This window comes from Nesterenkonia sedimenti (genome assembly GCF_012641515.1).
Classification (GTDB): Bacteria; Actinomycetota; Actinomycetes; order Actinomycetales; family Micrococcaceae; genus Nesterenkonia; species Nesterenkonia sedimenti.
On record NZ_JABAHY010000005.1, the window covers coordinates 1 to 13,552 of the forward strand.

Below are 13,552 nucleotides of genomic sequence, written 5' to 3' on the forward strand. Positions count from 1 at the left end.
CTGAGACATAGATATGTCCACGATGTCTTGAGACACATCTGTGCACGATCCCCTGAGACATCACAGCGGCCGTTCTGGCGACCCTCTCTACGGAGCCCGGAGGACTCTGCGCACCGGAGCTGACCTGCTCACCGAACCCCAGGCCCGCAGACTCGAGAAAGTCTTCACCTCTGATGATCACGTCGAAGTCGAGGCGACCTGGAGTGTGTATCAGAAGATAGTCGCCGCCTACCGCCACCCTTCTAAGAAGGACGGCAAGCAGCTGCTTCAAGAGGTGATCGCTTCTCTGCGCCGCGGAATCCCGGCGAAGCTGACCGAGCTGAAGAAGCTGGGCCGGACCCTGAACAAGCGGGCCGGCGACATCCTGGCCTACTTCGAGAGGCCCGGCACATCCAACGGCCCCACCGAGGCGATCAACGGCCGCCTCGAACACCTGCGCGGCACTGCCCTGGGATTCCGGAACCTGACTAACTACATCACCCGAGCGCTGCTGGACACTGGAGGATTTAGGCCTTTGCTACACCCTCATCTGCGATGAGCCTTTTTACCTTATCTGATTAGCAGCATATTGGCAAAGCATAGATGGCATGAATACGCTTGTGATACGAAAAGAATACGATTTATCGGTCACTCTTCAGACGTGCCGCGATCGGCTGGACGGGCCGCCCACGGTGGATCATGGTCAGAGCGACTGCCCACCGGGGGCTTCCCGCAAGGGAGCATTCTTGGGCTTCTATCAATGCCAGTCGATTTCGAGTCGATCAGGGTTGATCGTCCGGTTTCCCTCGGCGTCGCGGAAGACCTTGCCGCGCTGCCCACGGTTCACCGTGATCGTCAGCCCCAGGTCAGCAACCACGCGGCGGCGCTCGACCAAGCCCAGCTTGCGCCAGCGGCTAGGAATCGTCCGTGACATAGCTAGGTCATTCAGCGGAGATTCAGCCCGCAGCGCGTTGAGGCGCGACTGTGCCCGTTCGATACGGTGACCGAGGTCTTCGAGCTTGGTGCGGGCGTCGCGACGGCTCAGCAGACCCTCCCCAACAAGTTCGGCCACGCTGGTGCGGTTCCCGCGCAACTCAGAAAGCTCCGCCTCCAGCGGGGCAAGGTCAGGCTTTGATCGCAGTGCCCGCAGTATCTTCTTATCGGACAGGCGAGTCAGAACGACCTTCTCGATGAAGGTATCGAGGGGATCGCCGCTGATGTTGATGCACTTGTTCTTGACGCACTCGTAGACCCGATACTGGGGTCGGGTGCCGTCCTTCTTCGGCGGTCGAGAGATGTAGTTCCCATAGAGCCTGTCCCCGCATACGCCGCATACGGTGAAGCCTGAGAGAAAGTGCTTCGGCTTTCCCGCAGAAGGTGCCCCGGCTTTCTTGCGCCCGCTCCTCACCTCCTGGAAGTCCTGCCAGGTCCGCCGGTCGATAATCGGCTCCCAGCTCGGTTCTACGTCCGGCAACTCTTCATCCTTATAGACCACGATTCCGGCGAGACGGGGGTTGCGCATTAGCTCCAGCAGATGGTCTGCCCGCCAGGGGTAACCCAGCGTGGTAGTCCGTCCCTTGGCGTTGAAGTCATCAGCAATCCACTGGTAGGACCGGCCCGCGAGGTAGGCAGCGAACGCCTCTCGAATGGCTTCAACCTCGTCGGGCACTTGTTCGATCCGGCCCTCAACTCGCCGATAACCATAGGGTCGGCGGGAGAACTGCCATGCGCCACGCTCTGCCTGCTGACGGTTGGCAGCACGGCGACGTTCAGCCTTTTGCTCGCCCTCATACGTATTCCACGCCGCCACAGTGCGAGCTACCGCCCGGCCCGCAGGGGTGGCAAGATCAAGCGTGCCCGAGACTACGGTGTAGATCGGCACCCCGAGGTTGATGACTTTCTCCAAGTCAGTAGTGAGCCTCAACAATCGGTCCTGGTGCCAGGCAAGCACAGCCTCGGGCTTAGCTTTCAGCATGTCCTCAAACTGGGGGCGAGCCGCTCCACTGGTGGCACTCACATCGTTATCGATGTAGACCTTCTCGACATGCATGCCCAGAGACTGCGCCTTCTCCCGGCAGGCCGCTTCCTGGCGTTCAACTCCTGCCCGCTCACCCGTAGGGTCAGAACTGATACGGCAGTAGATCACACAGGTTTCAGGCCCTAAATCAAGTCCCGGAGGCGTAGTATTCATACCTCAATAATACGGGTAAATATGGGTACTGTGGCAAGCATGACGATGCCATACTCCGCGGTGGCCAGGCCGTCCTCCTCCTCATGCAGTGTGCGCACCAGAGGATCAGGTTGATCACTCATCGTTCTCTCCTTACTCACTATGGAGGGAGCCGCTTGCCGAGGTCCGGCAAGGGCACTTCCACCATCGGCCCGAAAGCGCAGCCCTGGTGCAGAAAGTCGCGGCTCTGTGGAGGCTCCGGCGCGCCGGGAGCCCGAAACCAGAACTGTGGAAAACCTAGGCCTGCATAAGGTGGTTGCCTCCGGCAACTATCCTGGGACCACGTCTGACACCACACGCCCCGAACTGCTCGGTGACTTCGGAATGGTCGCCTCCACCCACTGGCTCGCCTCCTCAGTAGGCATGAGCATCCTGGAGCGCGGCGGCACCGCCGCCGATGCCGCGGCAGCCTCCGGCTTCGCCCTGCAAGTGGTCGAACCCCACCTCAACGGCCCCGGCGGAGAAGTGCCCATCATCGTCTGGTCACAGGAGCAGCAGAAGGCAGAGGTGATCAACGGGCAGGGCACCGCTCCCCAGGCGGCCACCGTCGCCCGGCTCAAAGACATGGGACTGGACATCATGCCCGGTACCGGGCTGCTCTCCGCGGTGGTGCCCGGTGCCTTCGGCGCCTGGCTGACCCTGCTGCAGCGCCACGGCCGGCTCAGCCTGAGCGAGATCCTTCAACCGGCCATCAGCCTGGCCGCCAAGGGCCACCCCCTGCTGCCGAACGTCTCCAATGCTCTGCACACGGTCAAGGACCTCTTCACCGAGCACTGGCCCACCTCGGCCCAGACCTGGCTGCCCGGCGGTACGGTGCCTAAGCCCCACACCAGGTTCCGCAACACTGTGCTGGCCGAGACCTACACCCGGCTCCTGCAGGAAGCCGAGGCCGCAGGGACCAGCCGGGATGCCCAGCTGGATGCCGCCCGCCACGCCTGGTACCAGGGGTTCGTGGCCGAAGCCATCGGCAACTTCTGTGCGAATAACCAGGCCATGGACACTTCCGGGCAGACCAACCCCGGGCTGCTCACCGCCGAGGACATCGCCGGCTGGCAGCCGGAGGTTGAAGCCCCGCAGACCTTGGAGTACCACAACTACACCGTCTGCAAGACAGGTCCCTGGGGCCAGGGCCCGGTCATGCTCCAGCAGCTGGCCCTGTTGGCCGGCTATGACCTCGATGCACTGACCCCCGGATCCGCCGAATGGGTCCACCTGATCACCGAGACGCACAAACTGGCCTTCGCCGACCGGGAAGCCTGGTACGGCGACCCCCGCTTCACAGAGGTCCCCCTCGAAGACCTGCTGAGCCCCGACTACACTGCCGCCCGCCGCCAGCTCATCGGGCAGCAGGCCTCCACTGAGCTGCTCCCGGGAAGCCCCGGCGGCCGCACCCCGGTGCTGCCTGACTACCCGGAGGCCAGCCTCACCACCATCCCCGCCGGCGTCGGGGAGCCAACTGTGGCACCTACCGGCGAAACTCGCGGCGATACCTGCCATGTCGACGTCGTCGACTCTGCGGGCATGATGATCTCAGCCACGCCCTCCGGAGGCTGGCTGCAGTCCTCACCGACCATCCCCGAACTGGGCTTCTGCCTGACCTCCCGGGCACAGATGTTCTGGCTGCAGGAGGGACTGCCCAACTCGCTGCGGCCCGGCGCCCGCCCGCGCACCACTCTGACCCCCAGCTTCGCGCTGCGCGACGGCAAGCCCTGGCTGGCCTTCGGCACCCCCGGCGGGGACTCCCAGGACCAGTGGAGCCTCCAGCTGTTCCTCAATCTGGTCCACGGCGGGATGAACCTCCAGGAAGCGATTGACGCCCCGGCCTTCCACTCAACCCATGTGCCCAGTTCCTTCTACCCGCGGGAGTCGCACCCGGCCCAGATTGTGATGGAGGGCAGGTTCGACGACGCCGTGTTGGCCCAGCTGCGCAGCCGCGGCCACGATGTGGTGGTTGGTAAGGACTGGAGTGAGGGCAGGCTCTCCGCGGTAGCCCGCGACGGCGAATGGTTCAAAGCCGCCGCGAACCCGCGTGGTGCTCAGGGCTACGCCGTGGGCAGGTGAGGTTGCTGCCCGCTCATTTTCTAGAGGCCAGCTGATACTCGCCGTTGATGCGGCGGGTTAGGTGCCAGGGATTGGACTCGCGCACTTCCTGGGGTTGAAGCGCCTCCGGCAGGTTCTGGTAGGCCACAGGGCGCAGCCAGCGGTCAATGGCCAGAGTGCCCACCGAGGTGGAGCGGCCGTCACTGGTGGCGGGGAAGGGCCCGCCGTGAACTATCGCATCGCCCACGTCGACGCCAGTGGGCCAGCCTCCCACCAGGATCCTGCCGGCCTTCAGCTCCAGGTGAGGTAGGAGGTTCCGGGCTACTGCGACGTCGTCGGCATTTTCCTCGTCCAGATGCAGAGTCGCCGTGAGCTGACCCTCCAGGCCGGTGACTGCCTCGGTGAGTTCGGCAGCATTGGCATAGCGGATCACCAGGCAGACGGAGCCGAAGATCTCCTCAGAAAGAGCGGCGGTGGAGAGGAAAGTCGAGACATCAGTGGAGTAGACCGCTGCAGCAGGGGCATTCTCCCCGGATCCCTCAGCGCCGCGTGCTACCTGTGCCACTCCCGGAAGCTCCGCCAGGGTCTCCTCGCCGCGCTTTCGGCTGGCGCAGATCCCCGGTGTGAGCATTGTGCTCCCGGTGGTCTCGCTGAGCTGCTGGCTAATCTGCTCTACGAAGGCGTCCCCAGCCGGCCCCTCAGGGACGAAGAGCAGTCCGGGGGCGGTGCAGAGCTGGCCGGCTGAACCGGTCAGGGAGGTGACGAAGCCACTGGCAAGCTCCTCGCTCTTTTCCAGGGCCGAGGGGAGCACAAAGATCGGGTTGATGGAACTCATCTCCGCATAAACAGGAATTGGCTCAGAGCGGGCTGCGGCTGTCTCCATCAGCGCGGTGCCGCCGCTGCGGGAGCCGGTGAAGCCCACTGCCTTGATGCGCGGATCCCGGACTAGAGCTTGGCCGACTTCCTTGCCGTGGCCGTAGACCAGGGAGAACACTCCGGATGGCAGTCCCTGTTCAGCCACTGCCGCACAGATCGCCTGACCGACAATCTGGCTGGTGCCGGGATGCGCATTATGCGCCTTGAAGACTACGGGGCAGCCCGCTGCCAGAGCAGAGGCGGTGTCACCACCGGCCACGGAGAAGGCCAGAGGGAAATTCGAGGCGCCGAAGACCGCCACCGGGCCAAGCGCTAGCTTCCGTTGCCGTAGATCGGGACGGGGCAGAGGCTTGCGGTCGGGGAGGGCTGGTTCAATACGAACTCCGAGGTGGTCCCCGGTTTCGGCTACTTTGGCAAACAGTCTCAGCTGGTTGACCGTGCGCGCCAGCTCCCCTTGAAGACGTTGCTGGGGAAGACCGGTCTCAGCCATTGCAGTGGTGATGATCTGCTCGCCGGAGGCTTCGATTTTGGCTGCTGCGGCAGTCAGGAATGCGCTGCGCTGTTGGGGTGTGATCGTCCGGTATGCAGCGAAGGCTTGTTCTGCAGCCTCAGTGGCCTTGGTGACTTGGTCATCATCCAGAAGTGTGAACTCTGTTTCGCCCTCCCCGTTAGTGGCAGGGTTAACCGCTCGGATGGAGCCGGCAGTGCCTGCCAGAGCAGCTCCGTCCACTAGGGAGTGATAGGTAGTGTCCTGGTCAGTTGGCGCTGTGCTCATGGGTGTCTCCTCGCTCGAACTCTAGTTTGTAACATTTCACATCGTACTGGTCTTAGTATCAGGCCCGCCACACTGAATTGTGAACGCGGCCAAAATTTGTGACGAAAAGGGGTGCACTTTTCTATGTAAAATGTTACAGTTCACATAACTGTTCTGGGGGCTTGCCCAGGCAGTCCCAGAGTTCTAAAGGAGCATGAATATGAGCGAGCGTAAGCCCTGGCACGGCGTCATCGTGGCCACTGCACTTCCCTTCAAGGATGATCTCTCAGTTGACTACGATGCCTATGCGGAACACGTCCAATGGCTGGCCGCTAACGGTTGTGACGGTGTTGCCCCCAATGGCTCCCTCGGCGAGTACCAGGTGCTCACTGACCAGGAGCGGGCCAAAGTGGTCGAGACCGCTATTGAAGCTGCCCCCGAGGGTTTCACCGTGATGGCCGGGGTGGGCGCTTACGGCGGCCTGGAGTCACAGCGATGGGCTGAACACGCAGCCAAGGCTGGCGCTGACTGTGTGATGCTGCTGCCCCCGAATTCCTACCGTGCTAACCATGATGAGGTCGTAGAGCACTACCGGCTGGTGGGTGAAGTCGGCTTACCCGTGGTGGGCTACAACAACCCGATTGACACCAAAGTTGACCTAACCCCTCAGCTGATTGCCCGTATCCATGAAGAGGGCAATATGGTCGGTGTCAAGGAGTTCAGCGGTGATGTGCGGCGGGCCTATGAAATCAAGGAACTCGCACCGGAGATGGACCTGATCATCGGGACCGATGACACTGTCCTGGAGGTAGGCCTGGCAGGGGCCGTCGGGTGGGTCGCGGGTTACCCCAATGCGATCCCGCAGACCACCGTGGAGCTCTACCGCCTTTCCACGTCGGGCAAGGCTGAAGACCTGGTCAAGGCGAAGGAGCTGTACACCGACCTGCACTCGCTGTTGCGGTGGGACACTAAAACGGAGTTTGTCCAAGCCATCAAGCTGTCCATGGACATCATTGGCCTCAAGGGAGGCAAGTGCCGTCCTCCACGTGGCCCATTGGTGGAGTGGATGCATAAGGGCATCACCGCCGACACTGAGGCCGCTGTGGCCAAGGGCTACAAGTAGGCTCAGAGCCGTGCGCAGCAATCACGTTTACCACGCCGTTGACTCTCATACCGAGGGGATGCCGACCCGGGTGATCACCGGAGGTGTCGCCCCCATCCCCGGGCGCACTATGGCTGAACGGCGAACATGGTTCATGGAGAACCGGGATGACCTCCGCCTGCTTCTGATGCGGGAGCCCCGCGGGCACAGTGCCATGAGCGGGGCTATTCTCCAGCCCTCCACACGTGAGGATGCTGATTGGGGAGTCCTCTTCATCGAGGTCTCCGGTCTGCTTCCCATGTGTGGTCATGGCACCATCGGCGTGGTGACGGTCCTGGTGGAGACCGGGATGGTCGAGGTGAATGAACCTGTGACCACTGTCCGGCTGGACACTCCGGCGGGCCTGGTCACCGCTGAAGTAGCGGTTAAAGAAGGCCGCGCCGAATCCGTGACCATTCAGAACGTTCCCTCATTCCTGATGCGAACAGAGGCGGAGGTAGAAGTCCCAGGCGTGGGGCCTGTGACCTACGACTTGGCATTCGGCGGGAACTTCTATGCCGTGGTGGAGCTGGAGAAACTCGGTCTGCCTTTCGAACGCCGGGCTAAGGACGAGCTCCTCAAAACTGGGTTGAGCATTATGGCGGCGATCAACGCCACAGATGAGCCCATCCACCCAGAGCGTGAAGATATCCGTGGCTGTCACCATGTGTATCTTCAGGCCCCCGGCTCCACTGCTCAGCACTCCAGGCATGCCATGGCCATCCACCCCGGCTGGTTTGACCGCTCCCCCTGCGGCACGGGAACGAGCGCTCGCATGGCTCAGCTGCACGGGCGCGGTGAACTCGGCCTGGGGGAGGACTTCATCAACGAGTCCTTTATCGGCTCGCGGTTCATCGGCCAACTGGTGGAGGAGACACAGGTGGGCCAGTACCAGGCAGTCATCCCGACAGTCAGTGGACGCGCATGGATCACCGGAACCGCCCAATACATGCTCGACCCCAGTGACCCCTATCCGCAAGGATTCGAGTTGTAGGCTCTGACATATCACATGAGAGCAGATGCCTACCGTACGGGCGCATAACCAACAGGGGAGACGAAATGGCTGCACATGAAATTCCGCTGAGCACTATTCAGCAGTACAAGAGCCTTCGTGCAACGGTGACTGAAGCACTTCGTACCGCCATTATTGTTGGGGATTTGGAAGAGGGCGAGCTGTACTCAGCTCCTGCGCTCGCTGAACCGCTGGGCGTGTCCGCAACCCCGGTGCGTGAAGCCATGATGGACCTTGCTAACGACGGTCTGGTCACTCCGGTGAAGAATAAGGGCTTCCGGGTGACGGATATGACAGTTGAGGAGCTCCGCCAAGTCACAGCCGTGCGGCAGCTTCTGGAGGGCCCGGCCACTCGCGCCGTCGTCGGCAAGATCCCCAAAGACGCCTTCCCTGCACTGCGGGCCAAAGCAGAACAAATGAACGAGGCGGCAGCCGAGGGAGACCTGCGCACTTATCTTGTCAAAGACCGTGAGTTTCACGCTGACATCCTCGAGTACACAGGGAACAAGCGGCTAGTTGACCTCTGCACCCGGCTCAGGGGGCAGACACGCCTACGCGCCCTTCGTCCTCTGGCAGAGACTGGCAAGCTTGTCCATTCGGCACAAGAGCACCTGGAACTGCTGGACCGGATATCAGAGGGCGACGCCGACGGCGCTTATGCAGTGATCATGCGTCACCTCGGGCACGCCTCCCAGCTGTGGTCTGAGGGAACAGAGGGCAAGAACGCAGAGGCCATTACGCCTCTCCTCTATGAAGATTTGCCGGAGTGAGGATGCAGTCGAGTCCCTCCGATGTTCTGATTATCGGCTCAGGTGCTGTGGGCGCAGCAGTAGCTTTCTTCTGCGCTAAAGCTGGACTTTCGGTACGCGTAGTCGATAAGGGGAGGCCTGGCGGGGGGACCTCTTCGCGGTGTGAGGGCAATTTGCTGGTCTCGGACAAAGAACACGGTCCTGAACTTGATCTTGCCAATTATTCACTAGGTCTCTGGCGCGGTGAGCTTGCGGAGTTCGCACATCTCTGGGAGTTCGAAAACAAGGGCGGAATCATTGTCGCTTCCCAAGAGTCTTCGATGGCTTCCCTTCAGCGGGCCCTGCAAGTGCAGCGTCAGCATGGCATCGAGGTAGAGGAGATTGACGTTCCGGGGTTGAAGGAGCTTGAACCCAATGTGACTGATCAAGCTGTTGGAGCAGCTTTCTACCCTGACGACTGTCAAGTGATGCCGATGCTTCTTACTGCGCATCTGCTGAGAATGGCGCGTGAGGCCGGTGCAGAGCTTCTTTTCGACACTGAGGTCACAGGAATGGTCCGCACCGGAGATCAGATCCAAGGGGTCCGCACATCTCAAGGAACCTACTACGCCCAAACAGTTATTAATGCAGCTGGACCGTGGGGAGCAGAGGTAGCGGAGCTGGCGGGAGTCAATGTCCCGGTGGGACCGCGACGAGGTTATGTGCTCGTGACAGAGCCCCTGCCGCCCATGGTCTTCCGCAAGGTCTATGCCGCCGAGTACATCGACAACGTAGGTTCTTCTGAGGAAGGGCTACAAGCCTCCCCGGTGGTGGAAGGCACTCAGGCCGGCAGCATCCTCATCGGATCTTCACGGGAACGGGTCGGTTTCGACCACACCCTGAATCCTGAAGCCCTGCAGATGATCGCCCGGAATGCCATTGCGCTCTTCCCCTTCCTGCAAGAGACCAGGATTCTCCGCCACTACTTCGGCTTTCGCCCCTACAGCCCTGATCATGTACCCGTCATCGGCCCGGACCCCCGGGTGCCGGGCCTGTGGCACGCCTGCGGTCATGAAGGTGCTGGAATTGGTCTCTCAGTAGGGACAGGAAAACTCATCGCCCAGGCACTCACCGGAGAACAGACCGACATCGAATTAGGTCCCTTTTCGCCGGCACGTTTCGATACGGCCGCAGTCCCAGAAGGTCAGGAGGTGCCATGACTGCCGGAGAATTCCGAACAGTCACAGTGACAGTTGATGGCCGCCGGGTCACCACAGAAGCCGGCCGCACCGTAGCTGCGACTCTGATGCTGGCCGAGGACCGCCTCCACTGGAGAGAAACCCGGTTCGCAGGAAAGGGTCGGGGTCTGTTCTGTGGAATTGGTGTGTGCTTTGACTGTCTCGTCACAGTCGACGGACAGCCCTCTTTGCGCGCCTGCCTGGTGCAGGTGGCTGAGGGAATGAGTATTGAGACGGAGCCTATGGATGGCTGATACCGAGAACACGTATGAGGTAGCCGTCATTGGCGCGGGCCCGGCTGGCCTTGCCGCTGCGAGTGAGGCAGCTGCAGGGGGAGCTCACACAGTGCTCATTGATGCCGCAGGGCAATTCGGGGGCCAGTACTGGCGCCATGCCGATGAGCAGAGCAGCTCAGAGGATCCCGCTGTCTGGCACCACGGCTGGAAAACGTATACCGGCCTAGCCAGCGCGGTCGACGACGCGATCTCGGCGGGGAAATTGCAGTACCTCCCTGCCTCTCACGTTATTGCCGCCGAGGCCGGTTCTCCTTTCAGCCTGAGCATTGCTCCTGTGCCGGAATCTCAGCCAGAGCACCAGGGCCTCACACAGATCAGGGCTCATACCGTGGTGCTCTGCCCAGGGGCTTATGACCGCCAACTGCCCGTGCCAGGATGGACCCTGCCGGGGGTAATGGCTGCCGGGGGGATCCAGGCCTTCATCAAGACCCAGGGCATCAGCCCGGGACAACGTGTGGTTCTCGGAGGCACGGGACCGTTTCTCCTCTCGGCTGCCGCTTCGGTTCTTCAAGCTGGAGCAGAAGTTGCAGCGATTTGTGAAAGCTCAGACCTTACCGGATGGGTCCCTCGTGGTGTGAGCGCTGCTCTAGTGCCTTCAAAGGGCAAAGAGGGCGCCGAATATATTGCACTTCTGGCGCGCCACCGGGTGCCGTATTTCCGCAGGAGAGCCGTCGTCGCCATCCACGGAGACCAGAGAGCCACCGCGGTCTCCACCGCTCGGCTGAACCGGGATGGCAAGGCATTGCCGGGCACGGAGCGAATAATTGAGGATGTCGATTTAGTAGGCCTCGGTTGGGGTTTTGTGCCGCAGTCTGAACTTGTTGTTCAGCTGGGTGCGCAGATGTTCCGGGATGCCGATGGCTCTCTGGTAGCAGAGGTCGACAAGGATCAGCAGAGTAGTGTGCCAGGACTTTATCTTGCCGGTGAAATTACTGGGGTCGCGGGCGCAACTGCTGCGGTAGCAGAAGGGCGGATTGCTGGCCGGCAGGTGGCGGGACTCAGGGGTGGAGGCCGCCCGCCGCGTTCTTCAGCTGATATTAAAGATCGTGTACTGCGCCGAAACCACCGGCTTTTTGCCCAGGCGATGCACCGGGCCCACCCTTTGCCCCAGCAGTGGCCTGAATGGCTCACTGATGAGACGGTAATTTGCCGTTGTGAAGAAGTTCCCTGGCAAAAGACCAAGGAGGCTATAGACAGTCTCTCGGCTGAGGAACCGCGGGGGCTGAAAGGTGCTACCCGAATAGGAATGGGCTGGTGCCAGGGGCGGATGTGCGGACAAGCGGCAGATTGCCTGGCGTCATCAGATTCGGCCGATGTGGCCCAAGCCGTGGCACGCCGTGGGCCAGCAATACCGGTGAGCCTGCGAGCTCTAGCAGGCGAATCGGGGCGCGAAAGCAGCTGATCTTCGTTCTGTCCTGGGCCAGATAACCCGTCTGTAAGAACTTTGTGAACATCGTGTAAAGGGAGGCATAGAGCTTGAACACCTTCTATGTAACCTGTAATATTTCACGTGACGCACCTTACATGTAGTTAAGAGGGTGATCGCATGACTGGTTGGAGACCTGCCATGATGAGCGAAACATGTAAAACTTTACATGTCATAGTTCATAAGAGGTGCCGTCAAGAGATGCCGACTAGCTGTAATGCGTGCCCTACTCGCGCCGAACGAGGATAGGAAGTTCATATGAACAAGACAAAAGGCATCGCCAGCCTGGGAGCTGTTGCTCTCTTGCTTGCCGCTTGTGGAGAGGACGACGGGGAATACCCATCTTCCGATTTGGAATACATCGTTCCCTATGACCCAGGTGGGGGTGCGGACCCCGTGGGCCGGGAGTTCTCGACTCGTCTGGCAGATGAACTCGGTGTCGGCGCTACCGTGGAGAATCTGCCGGGTGGTGACGAGACCGTCGCGCTAACAGACCTGTTTGGCGGCGAACCAGACGGGTACCGGATGAGCCTGGCCAGCCACACCGGGCTGATTACCCAGCCACTGCTCAACGAGGACCTTGCGTACCAAAGTGTGGATGACTATTCGCCCATCGTGCGCATGCTGGAAGTGCCCGACGCTCTGTTCGTCCCTGAGGACTCCCCTTATGAGACGCTTGATGATTTCATCGAGGCCGCACGGGAGAACCCTGGAGAGATTACCGTTTCTGCAGGCGGCCAGCTCAACGAGGCAATGCTGATGCTCCTTGAGCTTGAGGAGCAGGCAGATATTGATCTGAACCTGGTGGCCATGTCTGGTGGTGGGGAAGCCGGTACCGCCGTGCTCTCTGGAGAGGTTGACGCTGCTGGTGTGACAGCCGCTGGTCAGATGGGCAATGTGGAGGACGGGGCGCTGCGCCCGCTGGCCCATGTGGGTACCCCAGAGTTTAATGACAGCCTGCCCGGTGCGGTCTCCTTTGAAGAGGCGGGATATGACATTCCCTTCCAGACCGCATACATGGTCGTGGCGCCTCCAGGCATAGATGATGATGTCCTGGAGACTCTTGAGGCCGCGGCCCTTGAAGTGGCAGAAAGCGATGAATGGGCTGAATGGGCTGAAGAGAATGGCTACCTTCCTTCTCCTATCGCCGGTGATGACCTCGCAGAGTGGCTGCGGGGCGAAGAAGAGCTGTACCAGGAAGCTGTGGAGTCCGCTCAGGACAGTGACATCGAAGAAGGCTGATCCTCCGGCCTAGCATTCACCACGGACTCAGAAAGACGACATGACACTAGAACCAAGAACTGAGCACGAAGCCGAGCCAGGTGGCGAGAATCTGGAGACGCCTCCGGAGGAGCACGTCGAAGGGCGCAGATCAGGTTCTGTGGTATTTGCAACGTTGAGTTTGGTTCTTGCTGTCGGGTACGTGTGGATGGCTTTCGATATGCCAAACGGCACATCCGGTGACCCGGGGCCAGGAACCTGGCCCCGGGTCACCGGGATTGCCTGGGTGGGGATTTCAGTGCTGGCGCTCATCGAGTCGCTCAAGGTGGTGAGAACGGCTCCTGCTGACCTCTTCCCGACAGGTAAGAGCCTGAAGCTTGTAGCTTTCTTCTCAGCCGCAACGGTTGCTTATGTAATCCTCCTTCCGATTCTCGGGGCCTACATAGTGAGCTCGGTCTACATGTTCTATGTCATCGGGCTGCTCCGCTCTAAATGGGATATACGCGGGGGTATCTATGCAGTTGTTTTCGGAGTGGGTGCGAGTTTGATCTTCATCGAGCTGCTCCAAGTCCGCCTCGTCGCCTTCCCTTGGTAATTACGGATTGAGGAGA

General features: G+C 61.0%; 12 protein-coding genes and 1 pseudogene. 10 read left to right on the plus strand and 3 right to left on the minus strand.

Annotated features, from left to right (window positions below):
- Positions 1-61: 61 nt before the first annotated feature.
- Positions 62-538 (plus strand): annotated as a pseudogene (locus tag HGQ17_RS06585) (transposase); the annotation flags it as partial.
- A gap of 198 nt (positions 539-736) precedes the next feature.
- On the opposite strand, the gene HGQ17_RS06590 reads toward HGQ17_RS06585, so the two are convergent.
- Positions 737-2,170 carry a recombinase family protein gene (locus tag HGQ17_RS06590; protein WP_168887184.1) on the minus strand — a complete coding sequence of 478 codons (1,434 nt, stop codon included), beginning with the start codon at positions 2,168-2,170 and terminating at the stop codon, positions 737-739.
- Positions 2,167-2,292 (minus strand): hypothetical protein, encoded by a 126-nt coding sequence (locus tag HGQ17_RS15495; protein WP_267873160.1) that lies wholly within the window; start codon positions 2,290-2,292, stop codon positions 2,167-2,169. The genes HGQ17_RS06590 and HGQ17_RS15495 overlap by 4 nt, the downstream gene beginning before the upstream one ends.
- Positions 2,293-2,437: 145 nt before the next feature.
- Here HGQ17_RS15495 and HGQ17_RS06595 point away from each other — a divergent pair, with 145 nt between their 5' ends.
- Positions 2,438-4,270, plus strand: coding sequence for a gamma-glutamyltransferase family protein (locus HGQ17_RS06595; protein WP_324615209.1), 1,833 nt, complete (start codon positions 2,438-2,440; stop codon positions 4,268-4,270).
- Between the two features lie 13 nt (positions 4,271-4,283).
- Here the strand turns inward: HGQ17_RS06595 and HGQ17_RS06600 are convergent, their stop codons facing one another.
- Complete coding sequence (locus HGQ17_RS06600) at positions 4,284-5,900, minus strand: aldehyde dehydrogenase (NADP(+)) (RefSeq protein WP_168887185.1); 1,617 nt, start codon at positions 5,898-5,900, stop codon at positions 4,284-4,286.
- A 199-nt stretch (positions 5,901-6,099) separates the two neighbouring features.
- On the opposite strand from HGQ17_RS06600, the gene HGQ17_RS15245 reads away from it, so the two are divergent.
- The 8 genes from HGQ17_RS15245 (at position 6,100) to HGQ17_RS06640 (ending at position 13,536) form a co-directional block, all read left to right on the plus strand.
- Positions 6,100-7,002, plus strand: coding sequence for a dihydrodipicolinate synthase family protein (locus HGQ17_RS15245; protein ID WP_168887186.1), 903 nt, complete (start codon positions 6,100-6,102; stop codon positions 7,000-7,002).
- A gap of 10 nt (positions 7,003-7,012) precedes the next feature.
- A complete protein-coding gene (locus HGQ17_RS06610; RefSeq protein ID WP_168887187.1) occupies positions 7,013-8,014 on the plus strand; it encodes a proline racemase family protein in 1,002 nt (333 codons plus the stop codon).
- 65 nt (positions 8,015-8,079) lie between these two features.
- The gene (locus tag HGQ17_RS06615; protein ID WP_168887188.1) at positions 8,080-8,802 is read left to right on the plus strand and encodes a GntR family transcriptional regulator; all 723 of its coding nucleotides are present in this window, start codon (positions 8,080-8,082) and stop codon (positions 8,800-8,802) included.
- A gap of 2 nt (positions 8,803-8,804) precedes the next feature.
- Positions 8,805-9,980 (plus strand): NAD(P)/FAD-dependent oxidoreductase, encoded by a 1,176-nt coding sequence (locus HGQ17_RS06620; protein WP_168887189.1) that lies wholly within the window; start codon positions 8,805-8,807, stop codon positions 9,978-9,980.
- A complete protein-coding gene (locus tag HGQ17_RS06625; protein WP_168887190.1) occupies positions 9,977-10,252 on the plus strand; it encodes a (2Fe-2S)-binding protein in 276 nt (91 codons plus the stop codon). Before HGQ17_RS06620 ends, HGQ17_RS06625 begins: the two co-directional genes overlap by 4 nt.
- Positions 10,245-11,696 (plus strand): FAD/NAD(P)-dependent oxidoreductase, encoded by a 1,452-nt coding sequence (locus HGQ17_RS06630; protein ID WP_168887191.1) that lies wholly within the window; start codon positions 10,245-10,247, stop codon positions 11,694-11,696. The genes HGQ17_RS06625 and HGQ17_RS06630 overlap by 8 nt, the downstream gene beginning before the upstream one ends.
- Before the next feature lie 282 nt (positions 11,697-11,978).
- On the plus strand, positions 11,979-12,962 hold the full coding sequence (locus HGQ17_RS06635) for a Bug family tripartite tricarboxylate transporter substrate binding protein (protein ID WP_168887192.1): 984 nt from the start codon (positions 11,979-11,981) through the stop codon (positions 12,960-12,962).
- A gap of 40 nt (positions 12,963-13,002) precedes the next feature.
- Positions 13,003-13,536, plus strand: coding sequence for a tripartite tricarboxylate transporter TctB family protein (locus HGQ17_RS06640; protein WP_168887193.1), 534 nt, complete (start codon positions 13,003-13,005; stop codon positions 13,534-13,536).
- Positions 13,537-13,552: the final 16 nt, after the last annotated feature.